This window comes from Mesorhizobium sp. B3-2-1 (genome assembly GCF_006439515.1).
Classification (GTDB): Bacteria; Pseudomonadota; Alphaproteobacteria; order Rhizobiales; family Rhizobiaceae; genus Mesorhizobium.
In genome coordinates, this window is the sequence record NZ_VFTI01000001.1 from 314,303 (window position 1) to 336,824 (window position 22,522).

The following is a 22,522-nucleotide window of genomic DNA, read 5'->3' on the forward strand; positions in this document are numbered from 1 at the left end:
GTGCTTCGATATATTGTCTGGCGCATCGCTGTGATGGTTCCAACGCTGCTGGTCATATCGGCGCTGGTGTTCACCATCATCGAACTTCCACCGGGTGACTATTTCGACAGCTATGTCGCCGAGCTTCGGGCCCAGGGCGAAGCGGTAGATTCCGATCGCATCAAAATGATGCGGAAGGAATATGGTTTCGACCAGCCGCCCGTCATTCGCTACTTCTACTGGGTCGGCGGGATGCTGCACGGCGATTTCGGCTATTCCTTCGAGTATGAGCTGCCGGTTCGCGACGTCGTGGGGGACCGAATGTGGCTGACCGTGCTGGTTTCCTTCGTCACGATCATCTTCACCTGGCTCATCGCCTTTCCCATCGGCATGTACTCAGCCACGCATCAATACAGTTGGGGCGACTACGGCCTTACTCTCTTCGGCCTTCTCGGCCTTGCCATTCCGAATTTCATGCTGGCGCTGATCCTGATGTATTTCGCCAATATCTGGTTCGGCACCTCCATCGGCCATCTCATGGACCCGCAATATCTCAGTGAGCCGATGAGCTGGGCCAAGGCGAAGTCGATCCTCGCCCATCTCTGGATCCCGGTCTTGATCATCGGCACCGGGGGCACGGCAAGCATGATCCGGCGGCTGCGCGCCAATCTGCTCGATGAGCTTCACAAGCAATATGTCGTGACCGCGCGCGCCAAAGGCCTTCATCCCTTCAAGGCGCTCGTCAAATATCCGCTGCGCATGGCGCTCAATTTCTTCATTTCCGACATCGGCTCCATCCTGCCGGCCATCATATCCGGTGCCGAAATCACCGCGATAGTGCTGTCTTTGGAAACGACGGGGCCGATGCTGATCAGAGCGCTGCAAAGCCAGGACATGTATCTGGCAGGGTCTTTCCTGATGTTCCTCGCCTTCCTGACGGTGATCGGTGTCCTGATTTCCGACCTGGCGCTGGCGCTGCTTGATCCACGAATTCGTTTGCAGGGCGGCAGCACCAAATGAACACGCAATCGCCCCTGCCCGCTCCGGGTGCCCCGCTGCAACACTACGTTTCCATCGCGCCTTTTGACCTGCAATCCGTCGAGGCGATGACGGCGGAGCAGTCGAAGATCTTTCAGGCGTCGCAGTTGCGGCTGATGTGGTGGAAATTCCGACGGCACCGGCTTGCCCTTGTGTCCGGCATATTTCTGGCAGCGCTCTATTTCGGGATACTGATCTGCGAGTTCCTGGCGCCCTACAATCTGCACACGCGCAACATGGACTCCATCTATTCGCCGCCGCAGCGGGTGCACCTGTTCCATAACGGCCAGCTTGTCGGGCCCTTCGTCTATGGTCGCCAGATGACGCTGGATATGGACACACTCAAGCGGAACTACATCGACAACCAGGATGATGTTCAGCGGATTCGTTTCTTCTGCAAGGGCGACAGTTACCGGTTCTGGGGCCTGGTCGAAGGTGACTGGCATTTTGTCTGTCCTGCCGAAAACGGCCAGCTCTTTCTGGCCGGCACCGACAGGCTGGGGCGCGATGTGCTCTCGCGTATCATCTATGGCGCACGCATTTCACTGACAATCGGCCTTGTCGGCATCAGTTTCAGCTTCCTGCTCGGCATTGTCATAGGCGGACTGGCTGGCTATCACGGCGGTATCTTCGACCTGATCGTTCAACGGATAATCGAAGTTCTGCAATCGATCCCCAGCATTCCGCTATGGCTGGCTCTGGCGGCGATCATGCCGATAACCTGGAGTCCAATCCTGATCTATTTCGGCATCACCGTTATCCTCGGGCTGCTCCACTGGACCGGACTGGCGCGGGCCGTGCGTTCAAAGCTTCTGGCCTTGCGCGAGGAGGATTACGTTCTGGCCGCGCAATTGATGGGCGCCAGCAGCAGCCGCATTATCCGGCGGCACCTCATTCCCGGTTTCATGTCGCATCTGATCGCGACGGCGACGATCTCCATACCCGGCATGATCCTGGGCGAGACGGCGCTGAGCTTCCTTGGGCTGGGCCTGAGGCCACCGACAACCAGCTGGGGCATCCTGCTAACCGAGGCGCGCAGCGTCAGCGTGATCGCGTTCTATCCATGGCTGCTTTTGCCGATGCTCCCCGTCGTTCTCGTCATCTTGGCGTTCAACTTCCTCGGCGACGGCTTGCGGGACGCCGCAGACCCCTACAAGTGAGATCGCTATTCCGTCGCGCCGGGCCGCCGGCTCCACCCGGTATGGTCCCTGCCGGCCGCCCGTACGGTTATTGCAGTGTTCATCGTCCGCCCGTATATGTGCCGACACGCAATCGAGATTAGCGCCTCGCCTTCGGGATGCACTCGTGAACAATTCTTCGCGGGCATTGCCGATCTCTTGATCTGGTTCAGGACACACAAAAGCATATGAGTCGTCTCGAGAATTTCATCAGCAGGATGACCGCACAGCGTGACATTCTCGATCACGTCTGCCCCGAAGTGGCGAAGATGGAGGGGCTTGTGCTCGAGCTCGGACTCGGCAATGGCCGGACGTTCCACCATCTGCGCGAGCGCCTGCCCGGGCGTCGGATCGTGGTGTTCGACCGCGAAGTCGGCGCACACACCAGTTCAATTCCCGAAGCTGAAAACCTCGTGCTCGGCGAAATACGCGAGACGGCCCGCAAGTTCATTGGCATCGAAGCCGCCCTTGTTCATGCCGACATCGGCACCGGCTATGATGATCGCGATGCAGTGACCGCTACCTGGCTTCCCGATCTGATTGCGAGCCTGCTTCGCGTCGGCGGCTTCGCGGTCAGTGGCACGCCGCTCAATCACCCGCTGCTGCAACGCCTCCCGGCGCCGACGTCCGAGCCCGCCGATCGTTATTTCCTCTGCAAGCGCGTGTGAGCGGCCGAGAGCGCTTCACGGAAACGCTGCTCCAGCTCTTTGTTTTAACGCAATTCAATTCCCAAGAGAAAGCGTTACGCGCTTTCCCGGGAAAGCCGTTTCAGGCTTTTCCTGGAATTGCTCTGGAATTCCTCAGGTGATTGTATACACCGCGATCTCCCGCTCAATGCCGCGCAGCGAGACCTCGTGAGGCACGGGCGTCAGCGCGTTCCTGCGCAACAGATCGGCGGTGAGATTGTCGTCGACCACCGCACGGGTGGCGAAGATTGCCTGTGGGTTGGCCAGGTTCTGGACCCGTGATGCAATGTTGACCGTCTGGCCAAAATAGTCCTGCCGCTCGTTCATGGACACTGCGATGCAAGGGCCGGCATGGACTCCGATCTTGAGCAGCAGATCCTCGCGCCCGCTTTTTTCATTGAGCGCACGCATGGCCTCGCGCATCCTGAGGGCCGCGGCAATCGCACGATCAGGCGTCGCGAAGGTCGCCATCACCGCATCACCGATCGTCTTCACCACCGCGCCCGCCTCCGCCGCGACAATCTCGTGCAGCACCTGGAAATGCTCGCGCACGAGATCGAAGGCTGAAAGATCGCCCACCCGCTCGTAAAGCTCGGTCGATCCGCGCAGGTCGGTGAACAGGAAGGTCAGGCTGGTGATCTTCAGCCGCTGGTTGATGTCGAGCGTGTCTGTGCGATAGAGATCGCGGAACGTCTGGTTGGTTAGCAGGCGCTTGGCGGTCAGGAAGGGCCGGCGCTTGCCCAGGAAATCATGCAATGCGTGGCCGGCGATGAAGACCGTCGGCAGCACGCGGGTGTCGGTCCTGTTTTCCAGCGAAATGCGCAAAGGGCCTGGTTGCATCTCCAACGTCTGGTTCTGGACATGGTCGCGGTCGAAAACCAATGAGAGGCTTCGGCGCTCCTTTGTTGGTTCGCCCTTAGCGTCGATGAACTGCGCTGAATGCGTGACCGGCTCGAAGACGATGACGAATTCAGATGGAAGCTGTATGGGCAGAACCGCCTTTTCACCGGGCGCAAGCTCGATATCCTCCAGCGAGAACGCTTCAATCTTCTCCGCGAAATCCTCTTCCGGCAGATCGGCGCCGGACGCCCAGTAGATCTGGCGGAAGTATTCTATCAACGGCAGTTCGTGCGGATTGTGGGCGGCAATCCTGCGTATGCGGGGACTGACGGTGAATGTCACCTCGACCATCTCGTCGAGGGTCGGCGAATAGCCCTGGGAGCACAGCGCGCAGGTATATTCGTCCTTCTGCATTGTTTTCAGCGTGGCGTTGGTGTCGAGCACGCCGCCGCAGCCGGGGCACAGAACATTCCAGGAGATGTCGAAGATGCCCACCCGCGCCGCATGGAGAAAGGCGCTGATGGTGCGTTCCTCGTCGAGGCCATTCTTGCTGGCGAAGGCCAGCGCATTGATGCGGCAAAGTTCGTGGTCCTTGCCCTCGGCGATGGTTCGCCGGATCGCGTCGATTGCCTGCGGATCGACATCGGTCGATTGCCGCAGAAGCGAGAACAGATCCTGAGCTTCGGTCATCGTGCAGGCTCCGGAAAATGCGCCTCCCAGGCGTGTTCGCCGGACCGGTCTTCGGTCCGCGCACACCATCTTACGTCGAAAGGGATCAAACGGCCATTCGAATGGATAGATCTGGTGACAGCTCAATTTGAATTCGGCGGATTTTCACCGGCCGCAAGCGGCACTATGATGGGTACATGGCGCATTCATCTTTGGGGCTTTCTCCCGTGCCGACATCCGACAACCCGCCATTTCCCGCGGCATTGCGGCTTTTCTCGGCAGGGGTCATTATCGTCTTGATCGTCGGCGCCGGCCTGTTTTTCGCGCCTGCGTTGGTCAAGCCGCGCTGGCCCTGGCCCGTCACGCCATTCAGTGCCCGCTTTCTCGGCGGCTTCTACACCGCCGAAATGGCAGTGATGGCGGCGCTCTTGTTCTGGAATCGCTGGTCGCCGGGCAGGCTCGTGCTGGTCATGGCTCTCATCTTCACCGTAATCGTGTCGGCGGTTTCGTTGATCAATCTCGGCTATTTCAACTTTGGGCGCAAAGCGACCTGGCTCTGGTTTCTGGTCTATCTTGGTTCGGTCGCGGTATCCGGGTTGTTCCTGTGGCGGGCAAGGGGCCGTCCGTCAGCAAATGGCGTGACCCTAAGCCCCGCATGGCTCAGCTACATGTTGGCGGAAACGGCGATCCTTGGGGTCTATGGCTTCGGCATGTTGCTGTTTCCCCTGATGGTCAGCAGCACCTGGCCATGGCCGGTCGATCCCTTCCACGCCCAGGTCTACAGCGCCATTTTCTTTGCCGGCGCTGGCGGCACCTATCTCGTCTGGAAAAGCGCGCCGCGCGAAGAATTGCTGGTGCTAGGCCTGGCGCAATTTCTGGTCGGCCTGCTTTCCATTCTTGGCCTCGTTATCACCAACGCCGCGGTGCACCGGATCGACTGGACGGCGGCCGCTACATTGGGCTGGCTGGCCCTTTTCGGCTGGATCGGCATCAGCGGCGCCTTCAAACTCTACACGGCCTCCCGGTATTTTGGTTCGCAATCGGCAGCATAGGCTGCAGAGACGGCTGGATTTTCAGGTGACGTCCGGTGCATCGTGCCGGGCCGATTGCCTTCGCCGGGAAAGTCATGACCAGCACGACCTCGCCATCCGAGAAAATCCAGCCGCAGCTCCGGGCCGTCCGGGCAAGCGATGCGGAGGCGCTTTGCGCTATCTTCAACATGCCGGGCTTCCGCTGGGGGACGCTCAGGATGCCCTTCGAGACGGTGGATCAGGTGGAGCGGCGCATCGCCAAGTCCGGCCAGGAAACCACCTGGATCGTCGCCGAATTGGACGGCAAGGTCGTCGGCCATGGCAGCCTGGTCGTGCAAAGCTCGCCACGCCGTTCGCATATCGGCGAGATCAATATCGGCCTAGATGATGGCTTTGTCGGCAAAGGTATCGGCTCTGCCATCCTTGGCGCTCTGCTTGACGTGGCCGACAACTGGCGCGCCCTGAAGCGGGTCGAATTGACCGTCTATGCCGACAACGAGCCGGCCATCCGTCTCTACACCAGCCACGGCTTCGAGGTTGAAGGCCGGCATGTGAAGGCCGGTCTTACCAACGGGCAGTATCACGACCTCCTGAGCATGGCCCGGTTGCGGTTCTGATGACCGCCGTCTTCGCCCCAGTCCCCCCCGTGGAAATTCTGGCTGTGCTGTCGCTGCTCTGCCCGGAAGTCGCGCGTGACATCGAGCAGAACTGGAATGCTCCAGTTTCCGACTACGCCCGCCATCTGTGGCGGCCGGTGGCAAGGCCTGCATCCGGCCCGGCGATCGCTGCCCGCTCGATCCTGCGCGAGGTCCTGCACCAACGCCTCGGCGTGATCATGCAGCCTGAGGAAATCGGCAAGGCCCTCGACGAGTTCGAGCACAGACCGGTGATTCAGTCCGGTCTGCACTGCCTGCTTCTGATGGACCGGATCACCTTCGATGCCCTCCTGCTTGCCTGGCTCGGCGCGGTCGAAAACGAGCTGTCAGCCTTCGTCGGCTTCATGGGAACGACGATGACCATGGAGACAACTGGCCGGGAGGGGCCCGGATGGCTCGATCTCGGAGACGACAAGGTCAACCTGTTTGGCATGGGGCGCCACAAGCTGTGCAGCAAAAGCGCCTGCGCGGCCGGTCCCGTCTCCCTCAACAAGCGCGCGCTCGAAACGGCGGGTGATGAAACGGATGCCAGCCGCTGGCTAGGTACATTGCTTGCCAGTAAGGATAAGGTCTTCGGAACCGCCGCCGATGCCATGACAGCCCTCAACGAGGATCTGGTCGCCAATTGGGATCGTTCCGGCATGGCCCTGCCGGTTTTCATCGATGATCGGCTCGCCGCGGCTGTCATGGCGCGGCATCTACAATATGACGGCAGTCTTCTTTCCAGGCTGCTCATCGAACCCGCAAGACGCCAGCGTCTCGAACATGAATTGCAAGAGGCCGCATCGGGCCCATTCGGCAGATTCCTGCCCAATGCCACGGACTATTTCTGGGGCATCCGCGAGGAGCGCGTGCGCAAGCTCGTTCTTGAGAACGGGCACCTGATCGAGCCTGACAAGCCGCATGGTCTTTCCATCCCGTTTGAGCGGCCACATCTCAAGCAGGCGCTTCTGGACGGCATGCTGCTGCCGAACTTGTTCCTGACGTTCCTCGTTCTTGCCATATTGCCGCGGGTGCGGGTTGTCGGCGGCCTGAGACAGATTGGCTATGTAGCGCTTTTCCACTCGATCCTCCTGGCTGCGTTGGACGAAACCGCGCCGGAAGAGCGTGATCTGGCTGCGGAGCTGCACGTAAGGGAAAATGCCTGGGGCACCCGGGTCATCGATGAAAAGATCTCGGTCCGCGAGCAGCTTGCCGGCCTCCCGGACGGGGAGCTCTTCGCGGACCTGCTCCGGCAATACCGTTCGCGGACATTTGCCGAAACCACCGACAACCTGAAACTGGTTCGCGAAAACGCGCGATGGCGCAAGATCGGCCAAGCCTACGGCGTCTGATCCGGCCGCATGGCCTCACCTGTCATTGCACTATACCGGCCTTGCGGAGCCCCTCCACCACGAGTTCGAAATCGGCAGGGTTCTTGTAGGGCAGGACTTTGCGACGGTATTCCAGCGAATAGTCGGGATTGACGCGAAGCACCTCCTGCCATGCTGCCCGGGCCTCGGCGAAACGGCCCAGATGGCCGTAGCTGGCGGCCAGAAGCGCCCGCGAGACGTCGGTGACAGCGTTGCGAGCCAGCCGTTGCATCAAGAGGTCAACGGCCTCTTCGTACCTTCCCAGTTGAAACAAGGCCAAAGCCTGGAAGTGCAGAAGCACATCCGGGAAATAGGGATTCAAGACCTTCCCCCGGGCAAAACTCTCGAGGGCGTCCTCGGATCTGCCCGAATAGTACAGCGCCTCGCCGAGAACGACGTGCGCTTCGGCGAAGTTCGGATTGAGGACTAGCGCGCGCTCGGCCTCGTCGATGGCCCCATCGTGTCGTCGTGTGTACAGCTTGGCAATAGCAAGCGCCCAGTGCGCCCAGGGATCGCTGCCATCCAGCGTTACCGCTCGCGTTGCGGCCTCTTCCGCTTGCGCCATCGATTCCGGCGGCGACGCACTCCACCGGTTCAGGTAATCGAGTCCGTGCGTGAGGGCCAGGAATGCGTGGGCAGAGGCAAACTTCGGGTCCAGTTCGATGGCACGTTGCAAGAGGTCGCGGGCCGCGACGTTCGTTTCCCTCGTCAGCCGGTGCCACAGCTCCCTGCCCCGCAGGAAATAGTCATACGCCTCCGTGTTGCGCGGGTCCTCGGGCGCCAGCCGCTGCCGATCACCCTCAGTCAGATTGAGGGCCAGCGCGCCGACGATCTGCTGCGTCACGTCGTCCTGCACGGCGAATATGTCGGTCAGGTCGCGATCGAACCGCTCCGCCCAAAGATGGCCGCCCGAAATTGCATCGATGAGCTGCGCGGTGATGCGCACCCGGTTCCCCGACTTGCGTACGCTGCCCTCAAGGACATGCCGCACGCCGAGTTTCGTGCCCACCTCCTGCACATGGACGTTCTGGCCCTTGAACGTGAACGACGAATTGCGTGCGATGACGAAGAGTTGCGACAGTTTCGACAGCGCCGTGATGATGTCTTCGGAGATGCCGTCGGCGAAGTAGTCCTGTTCGGCGTCACCGCTCATGTTAGCGAACGGCAGCACGGCGATCGACAGCTTCGGCGGCGCTGCCGTCGCCGGCCGGCTCGTCGCGGTTTCCGAGGTCGCGGCCGCCTTGGTCCCGGCGCTGCCGACTAGCAGCGAATAGACCCTGATCGGCTCGGCGATGTTCTTGAGCTGTGTGCTGCCGAGATCGCTGACCGAGAGGTCGAGCCTCGCCTTGACCTGGCGATAAGCATCCTCGGACAGGCAGATGGCGCCGGGTGCCGCGAGCCCCTCCAGAGGCGAGGCGATGTTGACGCCGTCGCCCATCAGGTCGCCGTCGCTTTCTTCGACCACATCTCCCAGATGGATGCCGATCCTGAACTCGATACGTCGGTCCTGCGGCACGCCGGCATTGCGCTCAACCATACCATTCTGAACCTCTATGGCGCAGCGCACGGCATCCACCACACTCCGGAACTCAACCAGCGCCCCATCGCCGGTGCGCTTGATCACCTGGCCGTGGTGCACTGCGATGATCGGATCGATCAGGTCGCTGCGCAGTGCCCGCAACCTCGCCAAAGTACGATCTTCGTCCGCGCTCGCGAGCCGGCTATATCCGACCACATCCGCAGCTAGAATTGCGGCCAGCTTACGATTCTCGCTCAAGGGTCCGTCTCCTCATCTCCATGATAGCAGGAAGACCGAACCAAGAGGGAACTTTCGGAACCGACCGCCACACAGAAACCCGAATTGGCTGCGCGCTGCCACAGGCCCCACCCGATCGCCCGATGCCCATTTGCGCTGCCGCTTGCCGGTCGACGGCTATCGGTTCATGCTTGTGAATACCCTGGCCGTGAAGTGCGTAGGGAGATCACGCCGTCACGGCCCCAAGCGAGGTCTGGCTCGATGGACTGCTCAGGCTGCGGTTTCAAGATTGAGGGCGGTTACGCTTTCTGTCCGAGGTGTGGCAAGCGCCAGCCCGTGCCATGCGCCAGTTGCGGTTATCCCTGCGCACCTGATTTCGAGTTCTGTCCGAAATGTGGGGCAAGCGTCGGTGCGCCTGCAAAAGCCGTCGAACGGCCTGCTCCGACACCAAGCCGAACCATTGTGCCGCCTTCTCGAACTCCGTCGCTGCTTGCGAACACCGATAGCGACGAAGGGCTGCATCCCATCTCTGACGCCGATCGCCGGACGGTAACCGTCCTCTTTGCCGACCTTTGCGGCTTCACGACACTCAGCGAGCAGCTCGACCCCGAGGTCATGCAAACGCTGCAGAACGAACTGTTCAAGGAATTGACGGCGGCCGTGCGAAACTTTGGTGGTTTCGTCGACAAATTCATCGGCGATGCACTGCTCGCTTTGTTCGGTGCGCCGGTCGCGCATGAGGACGATCCGGAACGTGCGCTTCGCGCCGCTCTCGACATGATCGCCCGGACGGCGCGGCTCGGCAAAAGCACCCCCCACACCGGCTCGCCTCTATTACTCCACATCGGCATAAACACTGGTCCGGTCGTTACTGGACGATTAGGCATCGGCACCGCCAAATCCTATTCGGTGACCGGCGACACGGTAAATACAGCGCAACGCCTGCAATCGCTGGCCGCACCGGGTGAAGTGCTGGTAGGCGAACTCACTCACAGACTGACCCGGCATGCCTTCTCTTACGAGTCGATGGGTGATGTCGTGCTTCGCGGCAAGGCTGGCAGTGTGCTCGTCCATCGACTGGATGCACCGCTTGCGGCGCCGCGTGCAGCGCGTGGGCTCGAGGCGCTCGGCCTCAGCGCGCCGATGATAGGTCGTGCTGCGGAGCTCAATAGAATGCTGGCGAGCCTGGATCAGGCGTGCGGCGGCTCGGCCCAACTTGTCCGCCTCGTCGGAGAAGCCGGCATCGGGAAATCGCGGCTGGTGAAGGAGTTCGTCGCCCGTGTCGGCGACGAGGATCGTTTCCGCAACGTCGCCGTGCGACAGGCCACGTGCTCACCGCTGGGCGAACAATCATTTGGCGCTTTGGGTGCAGTGGTGCGCAGTGCTGCCGGGATAATGCAAAACGACAATGGGGACGAAATGCGCGGGAAGCTCGCAGGCTTGCTTGCCGATCTCGGCCTGCGGGGCGAGGAGGCGAACCAGCTGATGCCTTTGCTCTACCATGTGCTTGGCCTTGGCGACCCCGATGCCACCTTGCAGCATGTCGAACCCGAGCAGCTACGGCGGCAAATTCTCTACGCGGTCCGTACCATCATCGAACGGCGGCTTGCGTTGTCGCCGCTGTTGATTGTCGTCGAAGACCTGCACTGGGCCGACGCCGTTTCGCTCGAGGCACTGCGTTTCGTGATGGACAGGTTGGAACGCACGCGGTTGATGGTGCTGGTCACGCATCGCTCGGCGCCGGACAGCGGCCAGCTCGACTCAAGTCGGGTCAGTCACACGGCACTCAGGCTTTCGCCGCTCAACAGCGATGAAGGACGCAGCCTGCTGGCGGCGCTTTTCGGCGAGAGCTGGGTAAGCTCCGCGGGAGGGCTCGTCGATCAGATCCTCGAGCGGGCGGGCGGCAACCCTCTTTTTGTAGAGGAGATCGTTCGCGGCCTTATCGATCGCGGTGTACTGATGCGCGAGGGCCAGCGATGGCGGACTGTGGCAGGCGAAGTCGCAACCGACATTCCCGCCACTATCCAGGCAATGTTGCTTGCTCGCGTCGACCGGCTGCCACAAGAGGTGCGCCGGTTGGCCCAGGAAGCCGCGGTAATCGGCCCGCGCTTCGATGCCACACTCCTGAAGACCGTGACAGCCGACCCCGCCCGGCTAGAAGCCGGCTGCGAACTGCTTTGCGATGCGGAAATCATCGAGGAAGTTGCCGGATCAGGCTCTGTCTCGTCGCAAAGCTACCGCTTTACGCAAACCTTGCTGCAGGACGTGATCTACCAGAATCTGCTCCTGCAACGCCGGACCGAAATCCACGGGCGGATAGGTGCTGCCTTGGAGCAACTGTGCGGCGATAATCCGGAACGGCTCGAGGATTTGACCGTGCTCGGTCATCAGTTCGCCCAGAGCGCCGAGCGGGAGAAGGGCGCGCATTACCTGCAGGCGGCCGGCGATCGCGCTCGCATGATATACGCCAACGACGACGCCCTTCGTTTCTACGAGCGAGCACTGGCTGCGTTGGAGACGACCGGGCAAACACCGCTCAAACTGACAATTGCCGAGCGCATTGCCGATTTGAGCGGCCCGGCGGGCCGCCGCGAGATCGCGCACCACCACTACGAGGCGGCGTTGCAGGCATACCGCGAGTCGGCCGATCGCGTAGCGTCGGCGCGAGTTTTGCGTAAGATCGGTCGGCTGCTCTGGGACGTCGGCAAGCGGGACAACGCGGAATCCCGCTACGCTGAAGCGGCAGCGCTCCTCGATGGAGCGGATGCTCCGATCGAGCAGGCGCATCTCTGGGAAGAACGTGGCCGACAGGCGTTCCGTAGCGGAGATCACGCTCTCGCGGCACAATGGGCGGACGCGGCGTTGGATTGCGTACGCACTCTGACAACGGAGCATGTCTCCGAGGTAGGGCGTGATGCCACTCTTGTGACCGCCGAGGCACTCAATACCAAGGCTGTCGCGCTGGCTCGCCTTGGGCGAAACCGTGAAGCCGTGGGTCAGGTCGAGCACAGCATTGAATTGGCCGAAGCCGCCGGTCTGCTGGGCGCGGCCTGCCGTGGCTACACCAATCTCGGCGTGCTTTACACGACCATCGATCCGGCAAAGGCGATGGAGGTCTGCCGGCGCGGTCTTGAAGTCGCGCGCCATATTGGTGATTTGGGCTTCCAGGCGCGCCTTCTCGCCAATCTGGCGGTCGCTTGTTGTACTTTCACGGATCGCTGCCCAACGGAGGGCGTGCCTGCTGCCGAGAAGGCCATCGAGATCGACCGGGCGCTCGACCAGCGCGAGCACCTGCCGGTACCATTGATCGTGCTTGGGCAGATCCACCAGTGCAACGGCCGTCCGGAACTGGCCGTTGGCTTGTTCCACGAAGCACTGGACGTAGCCCGCGAAACGGGCGAACCCCAACTGCTGTTTCCGTGCTATGATGGTCTCGCAACGCTTAATCTCGACCTCGACAATCTGGCTGAGGCCGAACGGTACTTTTCCCTGGCGCAGGGTATATGCGCCCAGCACGGGCTCGACCCGGAAGCGCTTGTGGTGCTGCCCTTTCTCGATTAGCCGGGGTTGGAGGTCCGAAATGTCCGCGCGTATTGACTTAGTACCGCTTCAACCGGGCGACCGTGCGCCGAACTTGGTACTCGACGCCATTACCCAGGAAGGCAAGATCGCGCTTGATGACTTTCGCGGACAAAAGCCGGTGTTGGTTGGCCTGTTTCGAGGTCTGCATTGTGCGTTTTGCCGGCGCCATATCGCCGCCCAGGCGCGGCTCGATCCGGAGCTGCGTGAAAAGGGCGTGCAGAGCCTGACGGTGGTCAACACGCCGATCGAACGGGCGCGTCTCTATTTCCGCTACCACCCGATGCCGAATCTGCTTGCGGCCTCCGACCCTGAACGCGCTTCACATCGTGCTTTTGGACTGCCCAATCTCGAATTCACCCAAGACGAGACGAACTGGCCGTACAAGGTCTCGATGGCAGCGGCAAAGGATATGCGGGTCGACATACCAGGCGAGTTGCCCGGTCCAATGGATCCTTTTGCGGCCAGCGAATTCCTCGACAAGAAGGACAATTACGAAGTGACCGAAGCCGACGCGCAGATGATGGCGACGGGACACGGACAACTGATCGGTCAGTTCCTATTGGACCGGCAGGGGATCGTTCGCTGGAGCTTCACGGAGGTTCCAGAAGGTGGACGATATATGTTTGGGGCGGCGAGCCCGCAGGAGCTGATGTCAGCCGTGTCCCAAGTCGCCCAATAGACCGTCGGAAGACTGCATTGCTGCCATTTGCAATGCGGACAATGAAGGTCATCATCGGGTCAAAACTTCGCGTTACAGCTTAGGGCTTGAGGTGCGTGGGCCCCAGGGTCGGCACTTTCGCGCGGCAAATCAGGCCGGGAGCCGCCACATTCGCACACGACCTGTACCACGCAATTCCGTTTCCTCGAGTGGGTCGCAAGCAAAATTTGGCCCAAGCATTTGGCGAGTTGCATCCGAAATACGGATTTCATCGGGCTCCGCGGACGTTTGAATACGGGAGGCGAGATTAACGGTGTCGCCCCACAGGTCATAGGCGAACCGCCTCTTGCCTATGACGCCCGCGACGATTGGGCCTGAGTGAATTCCAATTCTGAGTGTCAGCGGTTCTCCTGCGAAGCGTTCGCGCTTAACCGCTTTGCGCAGCTCAAGTGCATAGCGCGCGAGGGCCTTTGCATGATCGGATCGCGCGGTGGGCAGGCCAGCGACCACCATCACACAATCGCCGATTGTCTTGATCTTTTCGCAGCCGTATCGTTCCGAGAGCCGATCCGCCGCCTTGAAGAAGTAATTTAAAATAGCGAGCGTCGTCACGGCTCCGACGCTCCGCGCTCGTTCCGTAAAACCGACTATGTCGGCAAAAAGCACACTCACTTCTGCGTGGTTGTCAGCAATTTTCTTGTGCGCTTTTAACCGCTCCGCGATCGACGCCGGAAGAATGTTGAGGAGCAGGGTTTCGGCGCGCTGGTATTCACGCGCCAATCCCTCCTGGCTCTTCCTCAACGCCTCGTTCGTCGATTGTAATTTCTCGTTGAGTTGACGCTCCCTCTCTTGCAGGAGTGTCATTTCATAAGCCTTTTGTTGAAGCCGCTGCCTATTGTCGCGTTCGGCAGTGGCGTCAAGAAAGAGCAGCCACACGCAGGCATTGTCAGCAAAAAAATGAAGGTCCGCGACACGCCCGCCGGGCAGCTCGACCATGGCAATGTGAAACGGAAGCTCCGGGCAAGGCAGCAAACCTTCCATGAATTCAAGCTGCTCGGCAACAGGCTCGCCAATGCGAAGCGACGAGAGCCCGTAGTGCTCAACATTACCGCCCTTAGCAGCTATGCAAAGCCGGGCGTCGATTTTCAGATATGCGACAGAGTTGCCATTGTAGAAGAAATTAAAAATCCAACTTCTGACTTCTCTTGGCAATCCATGCATGGTTTATTTGGTTACCATCAAAGCAAGTTGACGAAACGCATCATCAACATTCTCACCCGAGAGCGCACTCGTTAGATAGATTTGCCATCCACGCTGCCTCAGTTCGTCAATCTCACTATCCGATATTGTCCACCGATCGTCCAGATCGGATTTGTTGAACAGCAATACAAACGGCATGGCGCCGAATTCGGCTTCGACCCGTTCGCGTAGCGTGAGCGCCACGGCAAGAGTGGCGGCGCGGGTTCCATCGACGACAAGCACAAGCCCGGTTGCACCTCGCACATAGCTGACGCGGAATGAGCCGATATCGTCTTCACCGGCTAAATCCCACAAAATCAGATCCACGGTTTTGTCCGGGAGCGCGACACTCTTCTTGTCGATTTTCACTCCCACCGTGGTCAAGTAGGTTTCTGAAAAGATGCTCTGCACATACCTGCGCACCAGACTCGTCTTCCCGACAGAGAACCCGCCCAGCATGCAGATTTTTTTTTGCAACATCTTGGGCCCCGCTAGTCCAGGTTTACCGAAATCGAGACCCGGCGATTGGTGGAGCTCCCGGTTTGACTATTTTCTGGCACCAGCGGTTCAAAAGTGCCCGCGCCCCGAACCAGCAGCAGTTCCGGAGCGACTCCGCGCTTGTTGAGAAGCGCGCGAACTGTCTCGGCGCGGGCTGCACTGATCGACGCGTTGGCCGTCTCACGTCCCGTGGTGTCCGAATGCCCGGTCAACATGAACCGTGCTGTTACGCCTGACTTGCGGGCATCTTGGGCGAATTCCTTTATTTGATCCGCCAACCTGTCGAGAACCGGCAACTGCTCCGGTCCCGGCACAACTTTGCCGGAAGAGAAGAAAATATCGGTCGCCTGGATGGCTTCTCTCAAATAATTAAGGTCTGCAAGGTTCAGCTCACGCAGCTGCGAGACATCCAGAACCACTCCGTCCGCCGAAAGTTGTTCGGCGGCGGCCTGCGCCCGGTTGATCCAGCCGGCAGAAGCCTCACCCACGACAAGGATGCGACCCTGGACGATCGAAAGCTGAACCGATTTCGGCGGGGACAGCGACGCCGTCAGCCGCTTCACCACGAACTTCGGATCAAGGCTCTGATAGAATTGCCACTGCGAATGAACGCGGGCAGGATCAACCTGCGTTCCGGACAGCAGAGCTTGCGGGTCGGCGGCAAGCGGGTCTCTCAGGCCGGAAATGTAGAATTGTCCGCCGCTCGTCCGTTGTTGGGCGACGATGATTCCCGATTGGGCCTCAAGTCGCGACACATAATACTGCCAGTGCTCCGCCTCGCGTGCTTCGGGGCTCACATCACGAACCTTGGAGATGTCGAATTCCGGTCCGCCTGCCGAAAGCTGTCGGGCCGCTACACGCGCCCGATCTATCCAGGTGTCGGGAGCCTCGCCCTGGGCAACGATGCGACCCTCGACGATCGAAAGCCGAACCGATTTCAGCGGATACAGCAACGCCGTCAGCCGCTTCAACACGAACTCGGGCTCAAGGCTCTGATAGAATTGCCACTGCGAATGAACCCGGGCGGGATCGACCTGCGTTCCAGACAACAGCGACTGCGGGTCGGCGCCAATCGGGTCCCTCATGCCGGAAATGTAGAATTGGCCGTCGCGTATCTTTTGTTCGGCAACGATGATGCCCGGCTGGGTCTTCAGTTGCGACACATAGGCCTGCCAGCGCTCCGCCTCGCGTTCTTCGGGGTCACGGACCCTGGAAATATCGAATACCGGCCCGCCTGCTGAAAGCTGCCGGGCGGCGGCCTGCGCCCGGTCGATCCACGTGGCAGCAGCCTCACCTTCGGCAACGATGTGATCATTGACGATTGAAAGCCGCACCGAATTCGGCGGAGCCAGCGACGCCGTCAGTCGCTTCAACACGAACTCCGGTTCAAGGCTCTGAAAGGATTGCCACTGCGAATGGACCCTGCCGGGATCGACCTGTGTCCCGGACAGCAGAGCTTGCGGGTCGGCGGCAAGCGGGTCTCTCAGGCCGGAAATGTAGAATTGGCCGCCCCTCACCGTTTGTTGGGCGACGATGATGCCTGGCTGGGTCCCCAGTCGCGACACATAGGCCTGCCAGTGCTCTGCCGCGCGTGCTTGGGGGCTCACATCACGAACCTTGGAGATGTCGAATTCCGGTCCGCCTGCCGAAAGCTGTCGGGCCGCTGCGCGCGCCCGATCTATCCAGGTGTCGGGAGCCTCACCCTCGGCAACGATGCGATCCCCGATGATCGAAAGTCGTACTGAATCCGGCGGAGCCAGCGACGCCGTCAGCCGCTTCAACACGAACTCGGGCTCAAGGCTCTGATAGGATTGCCACTGCGAATGAACCCGGGCGGGATCGACCTGCGTTCCAGACAACAGCGACTGCGGGTCGGCGGCAAGCGGGTCTCTGAGGCCGGCAACATAAAATTGGCCGCCGCGTATCTCTTGTTCGGCAACGATGATGCCCGGCTGGGTCTCCAGTCGCGATACGTAGGCCTGCCATCGCTGCCCGGATTGCCAGGAAAGAAAGAACCAACCGCCTGCCAGACTCAAAAGCAGCAGAGCCAGAGCCACCACCAGCCACGGAAAACCCTCGTTTGACTCCTCCTGCTTCAGCTCGACGCAGGTCCGCAACTGCGCCTCTATGCCGGCCAACTGCGAACTGTCACCGTCAAACTCCACTAAAGCCTGCGAGCATTCCTCATGGATACGAAGCAATACATCGCGAACTATTTCATGCAGTTCTTCTGGCGGATTTCCTCGGATCACCGAAACCAGGGTCGCAAACGGTCCAACTTCCGACCAGAGACGAAGGTCGCCAAAACGAATTGTGTCCAGGCCGCTCTGCTCTTTCTCGTTAAATGAATCTTTCACAAAATCTTGAATTGCACTAAGCATCGAAGAAATGAGTTGAGGATCTTCGCTCGTCGCATTGTCCGCAGTTACATGCGCTATCAAAAGACCCGAGTTGCGATTAATGAGAAAGACGTGCTCGACACGATAGATAAGAGAATGCTTCAGTACAACTTCAGAGAAGCTAGCACCAGTCCTCCAGGATTCGAGTCTCCACTTGAGCCCATGCCAGGTAAATATATGTCTTAAAGTTTCATTCAGCGACTGAAAGGTCTGGTCGATCTTTTCCCCGATCGACTTGCGAATTGCTGGCAGAAACACCGGGTATAATATATCCGTCAGCGTACGCGGGCTCTTCTGGATCGACCGTTGCACAGCCCTTTCGACAGCTGGCGCAAGGGCCTCGCCGAGTTGCGCATGAGGCGCTCGTGCGGCCGCACTGGGAAGCACGTCGCCCACTGCTGCCGCAAGCTGCTCCGGTTCGTCGAGCAGATGCGTAACTCGTGAAAGCTCCGAAATTTCGCGGCTGACCAGCAACTGGCGCAGCGTTTCCATGCGAGGATCGGCGGTTGGAACTCCGCCGAGACGCGCACGGTAGTCCGGATCAACGTTCCGGGCAATTTCGATCAAAAGACGGGCCAGAGCCTCGCGATCAATCTCTGTATCGTTCGAGGCTGTTTTTTTTGGAAGGCTGATTGGGTCGACGGTCGACGTCAAGTTCCGATCAACTCACTTTCCAGCTACGCTCCGAGTTGGTCTTGCTGCCGACGGGATCCTGATTCAGACATTTTGCAACCTCGACAAACAGGCCAGCCAAAAGATTTCGGTCGGTCTTGACGTTGCCGAGATCGGAAAACATTTTCTCCATCAGCATCTGAATGCCTTCATTCTTTTGCTTGATTTCCTCACGCAGCAAATGATCGTTTCGATTTATCCGGTCCGCAATTTCGCGCTCAAGCTCGTTCAATTGATCCGACAACGCGCGCACCTGCTTTTCAAGCGCTTGATTTTGCTCGCGAAGATTCCGGTCAATCTCCTTGTCGGCGTCGGCTCGCGCGTCTTTTTCGTTCCGCAATTGCGCCGCAAGCGAGTCGACCTGCTTTTTCGCATTTGACTCGTACATTTCAAGATTGCGCTTGGCCTCGGATTCGACATCCTTGAAGCGCTGCAAGACCCGTTCTTCAAGCTTGGAAAAGCGGCGGTCATAGTCCTGCATCTGGTTGCCGAACAGCAGATCACGTATCTTGTCGACACCTACAGCGTCGCCGGGGGTCCCGCTCTCGCGAGCCTGGCCCGCCATGAAGGCCAGCCCGTTTGCGTCTGCATTACTTGTCAGATTTGCGTCCGCTTTATTTGCCGGAGAAGCGGTACTCGAAGATTCCTTCGCCATCCCTATACCCTTCATTTAAACAGCAGCCACCGTACTAATTTAGCAACTTATAAAGATGTCAGCAAAATACCGGGCTCGCAAGCCGGAATCTTTTCGGCTTAAGCCGGTTCGCGCGTAAATTTCGAGCGCCTTGGATCCATCATCAAGCAACTGCAGCGCTCGCAGTTCGGCCGCGGTTCCGAGTGGTCGATCCGGATCAGCTTGCGCTCGCGTCTTCGCCGCGATTATCTTTTTTGCCGAAGGTCGCAACTCTAAGGCGTCGGGCATGAGCGCTTGCCATTCAAGCCTGTCTTCAAGTCTTTTTTCTTGCCCCTAATTCGCCCCGATCTTGACAGGGCAGTGCTGCCATCCGATGCCGTTATGCGGTTTTGACATTCGCCGACTCTTGCCGAAGAAAACGAAAGCTCGATGATCCAGAATGCTACCGCAAGGCGGTGTGGTACCGATGTTCAATGTCGAGCAAAGCATCGGCGCAATGCATGCCGGCAGCCGCCGGCAGACCTACCAGATAGTGGATATAGTCGTGGTGGACGATGGGTCGAATGGATCGGCGTCGATCGTGACGGCCTGCGCCGACAAAGATCGACGCAACTTGTACTACCTCTTACGAACCAGGCGCGGGTAAGACAACGTGGCGCATAATCCATTGGTTTCAATCGTAGTTCCTGCGCACAACGCGGAGGTAACGCTGACGCGCGCACTCGATTGCCTTCTCGATCAGGAAATCGCGGACTGGGAGGCGATCATCGTCGACGACGCCTCCACGGACCGCACCCCCGCGCTCATCGCCGCTTATGTGGAACAAGATGCCCGATTTCGGACGTTGAGTTCTTGCGCGAATAGCCCCGCGGGGGCGCGCAATATAGGGGTTTCGATGGCGCGTGGCCGCTGGCTGATGTTCCTGGACGCCGACGATTGGGTGGATGCCAGCTTCCTTGCGACAATGCTGGCCGCACTGGCGGCCGCGCCGGATGCCGTGGCTTGCTATTGTGGTTCTCGGCGCGTGATGCCCGATGGCGCACTGACCCCGTCGAGCATCGCCCCCGAGGTCGCGATCCAGCCCTTCGAAACATTCGCTCGCCGGTGTGCCATCGCCACTCCCGCGTTGCTGGTCGATCGCGCGACAGTTGTCGAGTTGGGCGGTTTCGATGTGTCGCTGCGCACCTGCGAGGACTGGGATCTGTGGCAGCGCGTCGCACGTCTCGGCAAAAATTGGGTGATGGTCGACGAGCCGCTCGCCTTTTATCGAACCAGCCCCAACGCGCTCACCCGCAATTCGACGCAGATGCTGGCAGACGCGGAAATCGTGATCGCCCGCGGCTTTTCTCCTGATCCCAGGGTCAAACGCCCAGCGCCGGCGCATGCCAATGGGGCGATCTCGGCGGACGGCCGCACCGCTTCCGAAGCACTGGCATGGTTCGCGCTGTGGATCGCGGCATCTGATTGCGGCCGCGGCGGTGGCTCGATCGACCCGAAATCCGTGCGCGCGCTCCCGGCAGGACGCAAATGGGCGCGTGAGATCGCCAAGGTGGCCTTCGATGGCCTTATGGTAGGAAGCCTATCGGTGCCAGCGCATTTGGCTGCCCGATGGAACAGGTTTGGCGGCGCCCTCACCGACTTGATCATCGAACTCGGCAAGGTCTGGGGCGATCCGGTCGCGGGTCGTCGCGTCCAGTATCATCTCGAGCAAATGCTTCTCGATGCCGATGATCTTGCCGCACCTCGCAGGCTGGCGCGGACACTCGGAATTCGTGTCGACGCTCGAAATCCAACCTCGACCGAGCTTCCGGAAGGAATCGATCAAATCTATGCCTACCTGATGATGGATGGCCAGATCGAAGCTGTCGTGCAGTTCGGCGTGCTCGGGAAAGTGACAAGGCGTCATTGGATTGAACTGATCCTGAATTTCGCACCGCAAAAGGACGACGGTGCCGACAGGTCAACCACGCTTGCAACCGAGGCACTGTCGACCACAGCGGAACGCCGGCCTGATCCGGACAGCCACTTCGGCAGACTCGCGCAATTGGACTCGGAAGCGCGGGAACTGGTTCGGTCGAGCGCCGAAGCTACGCAGCCTATTCCGGCGCCGCGCCGTGCACCGGCCTCGGATGGCCACGACAAGGATCGTACTTTGTTCTGGAATCGCTATTTCGCGATAGAGGATCCCTGGAATTACAGCTCGCCCTACGAGCAGGAAAAATATGAGCGCCAGCTCGAGATTCTGCCGGCCGGTCCCATCGGACGAGCGCTTGAGCTGGCCTGCGCGGAGGGCCATTTCACGCGACAACTGGCGCCGCTGGTGGGCCATTTGACCGCAACCGACATTTCCGCCGTAGCCATCGAACGGGCGCGCGCGCGCTGCTCGGACCAGCCGAATGTCGAGTTCGGCGTCCTGGATTTTTTTGCGGACACGCTGCCCGGTGAGATGGATCTGATCGTCTGTTCGGAAGTGCTCTACTACCTGGATGATCTCGCCGGGTTGCGTCGCATCGCCAAGAAATTCGTTGAGGCATTGGCGCCTGGCGGCAGTTTCATCAACGCACACGCATTCGTGCTACGCGACAATGTTGAAAGGACGGGCTTCGACTGGAACACATTCGGTGCACAAACGATCTCGCAAACCCTGGCAGAGACCGAAGGACTCGTTCTTGCGCAATCGATCCAGACCGAACTCTATCGCATAGATCGCTTCCGCCGCCTGTCACCGGACCACATGGCGACGGAGCCGGTGATCGATCATGTGCCGGTCCGCGCACCCCTCGGAATCGGGGTCGCGCGAAATATCGTCTGGGGCGGGGCGCGGGTCTTGCGCCGCGACGTCGCGCGCAGCGAGCGGCGGCAACGCATCCCTGTCCTCATGTATCACAGCGTCGCCGATGAAGGTCCGGCCGCGCTCGCCCGTTTCCGGCTCACGCCCGCCGCATTCGCGAGCCAGATGGCATGGCTGCGGGCAAATGGCTTTCACGCGATCATGTCCGAGCAGCTGGAATGGTCCGTCGCCAACCGTCAGCCTTTCGCTGGCCGCCCGGTGCTCATCACCTTCGATGACGGCTTCCAGAACTTTGCCGACCATGCCTGGCCGATCTTGCGTGCGCACGACCTGACCGCGGAAGTGTTCCTGGTGACGGACCTGGTGGGTGAAAGTGCAAAGTGGGACGCCGTCAGCGGTCCGCCAACGCCGCTCATGGACGGCGGAACGGTGCGACGTCTCGCCGCCGAAGGTGCGTTCTTCGGAAGCCATCTGGCGACGCATCGCGCCATCGATGGTCTTTCGAGCTCTGAATTGGCGGCCGAGCTCCTGCGCTCTCGGATGTTCATCGAACGGTGGACCGGCCGGCCAACCTCGGCGTTCGCGGCACCCTTCTCCGTCACCGACCGACGGCTCGGCAGGCTAGCCAAGGAGTCCGGCTATCGGATCGGCTTCGGCGGAAGACACGGGCCGGCGGACCTTAATAGCGATCCCATCGACCTTCCGCGCATCGAGATTCGTGGGGATCGCTCGCTCGATGACTTTGTTGCCACCGTCGAGGCCGTGCTCGGTTGAACGGTAAACTTTGTCAGTGTCATTGTTTGCGCTCAGAATGCGCAAGATCGACGAGACACTTCGCAGCGTGACCTTGCGGTCCTACGCTCG

15 protein-coding genes are annotated in these 22,522 nt (G+C 60.2%); 9 read left to right on the forward strand and 6 right to left on the reverse strand.

Going from position 1 to position 22,522, the window contains the following annotated elements:
* The 3 genes from FJW08_RS01525 (at position 1) to FJW08_RS01535 (ending at position 2,863) form a co-directional block, all read left to right on the forward strand.
* Positions 1 to 999 (forward strand): ABC transporter permease, encoded by a 999-nt coding sequence (locus FJW08_RS01525; protein ID WP_140808316.1) that lies wholly within the window; start codon positions 1 to 3, stop codon positions 997 to 999.
* On the forward strand, positions 996 to 2,177 hold the full coding sequence (locus FJW08_RS01530; protein ID WP_140808317.1) for an ABC transporter permease: 1,182 nt from the start codon (positions 996 to 998) through the stop codon (positions 2,175 to 2,177). The genes FJW08_RS01525 and FJW08_RS01530 overlap by 4 nt, the downstream gene beginning before the upstream one ends.
* Before the next feature lie 206 nt (positions 2,178 to 2,383).
* On the forward strand, positions 2,384 to 2,863 hold the full coding sequence (locus FJW08_RS01535) for a class I SAM-dependent methyltransferase (RefSeq protein WP_140756769.1): 480 nt from the start codon (positions 2,384 to 2,386) through the stop codon (positions 2,861 to 2,863).
* Between the two features lie 132 nt (positions 2,864 to 2,995).
* Here FJW08_RS01535 and FJW08_RS01540 read toward each other — a convergent pair whose 3' ends face one another.
* Positions 2,996 to 4,411, reverse strand: a complete 1,416-nt coding sequence (locus tag FJW08_RS01540) for an adenylate/guanylate cyclase domain-containing protein (protein ID WP_140756767.1) — start codon at positions 4,409 to 4,411, stop codon at positions 2,996 to 2,998.
* 176 nt (positions 4,412 to 4,587) lie between these two features.
* On the opposite strand from FJW08_RS01540, the gene FJW08_RS01545 reads away from it, so the two are divergent.
* The 3 genes from FJW08_RS01545 to FJW08_RS01555 all read left to right on the forward strand — a co-directional run bounded on the left by FJW08_RS01545 (position 4,588) and on the right by FJW08_RS01555 (position 7,411).
* The gene (locus tag FJW08_RS01545; RefSeq protein ID WP_246682138.1) at positions 4,588 to 5,442 is read left to right on the forward strand and encodes a hypothetical protein; all 855 of its coding nucleotides are present in this window, start codon (positions 4,588 to 4,590) and stop codon (positions 5,440 to 5,442) included.
* Positions 5,443 to 5,516: 74 nt separating this feature from the next.
* Entirely contained in the window at positions 5,517 to 6,038 is a 522-nt protein-coding gene (locus tag FJW08_RS01550) for a GNAT family N-acetyltransferase (protein WP_140808318.1), read from the forward strand.
* Positions 6,038 to 7,411: a hypothetical protein gene (locus tag FJW08_RS01555; protein WP_140808319.1), complete on the forward strand. Its 1,374-nt coding sequence runs from the start codon at positions 6,038 to 6,040 to the stop codon at positions 7,409 to 7,411. Before FJW08_RS01550 ends, FJW08_RS01555 begins: the two co-directional genes overlap by 1 nt.
* 22 nt (positions 7,412 to 7,433) lie before the next feature.
* On the opposite strand, the gene FJW08_RS01560 is transcribed toward FJW08_RS01555, so the two are convergent.
* Complete coding sequence (locus tag FJW08_RS01560; RefSeq protein WP_140808320.1) at positions 7,434 to 9,206, reverse strand: adenylate/guanylate cyclase domain-containing protein; 1,773 nt, start codon at positions 9,204 to 9,206, stop codon at positions 7,434 to 7,436.
* A 240-nt stretch (positions 9,207 to 9,446) separates the two neighbouring features.
* On the opposite strand from FJW08_RS01560, the gene FJW08_RS01565 reads away from it, so the two are divergent.
* On the forward strand, positions 9,447 to 12,746 hold the full coding sequence (locus FJW08_RS01565) for an adenylate/guanylate cyclase domain-containing protein (protein ID WP_140808321.1): 3,300 nt from the start codon (positions 9,447 to 9,449) through the stop codon (positions 12,744 to 12,746).
* 19 nt (positions 12,747 to 12,765) lie between these two features.
* Positions 12,766 to 13,446, forward strand: a complete 681-nt coding sequence (locus tag FJW08_RS01570; protein ID WP_140756757.1) for a redoxin domain-containing protein — start codon at positions 12,766 to 12,768, stop codon at positions 13,444 to 13,446.
* Between the two features lie 129 nt (positions 13,447 to 13,575).
* Here FJW08_RS01570 and FJW08_RS01575 read toward each other — a convergent pair whose 3' ends face one another.
* The 4 genes from FJW08_RS01575 to FJW08_RS01590 are packed head-to-tail and all read right to left on the reverse strand — an operon-like array spanning position 13,576 to position 18,888.
* Positions 13,576 to 14,646, reverse strand: a complete 1,071-nt coding sequence (locus tag FJW08_RS01575; RefSeq protein WP_140808323.1) for an adenylate/guanylate cyclase domain-containing protein — start codon at positions 14,644 to 14,646, stop codon at positions 13,576 to 13,578.
* A 3-nt stretch (positions 14,647 to 14,649) separates the two neighbouring features.
* On the reverse strand, positions 14,650 to 15,144 hold the full coding sequence (locus FJW08_RS01580; protein WP_140808324.1) for a Rab family GTPase: 495 nt from the start codon (positions 15,142 to 15,144) through the stop codon (positions 14,650 to 14,652).
* Between the two features lie 11 nt (positions 15,145 to 15,155).
* Complete coding sequence (locus FJW08_RS01585) at positions 15,156 to 18,215, reverse strand: OmpA family protein (protein ID WP_140808325.1); 3,060 nt, start codon at positions 18,213 to 18,215, stop codon at positions 15,156 to 15,158.
* A 7-nt stretch (positions 18,216 to 18,222) separates the two neighbouring features.
* Positions 18,223 to 18,888 carry a hypothetical protein gene (locus FJW08_RS01590; RefSeq protein ID WP_140808326.1) on the reverse strand — a complete coding sequence of 222 codons (666 nt, stop codon included), beginning with the start codon at positions 18,886 to 18,888 and terminating at the stop codon, positions 18,223 to 18,225.
* A 646-nt stretch (positions 18,889 to 19,534) separates the two neighbouring features.
* Between FJW08_RS01590 and FJW08_RS01600 the strand changes: the two genes are divergently transcribed.
* Positions 19,535 to 22,432: a trifunctional glycosyltransferase/class I SAM-dependent methyltransferase/polysaccharide deacetylase gene (locus FJW08_RS01600; RefSeq protein WP_246682140.1), complete on the forward strand. Its 2,898-nt coding sequence runs from the start codon at positions 19,535 to 19,537 to the stop codon at positions 22,430 to 22,432.
* Positions 22,433 to 22,522 lie beyond the last annotated feature (90 nt).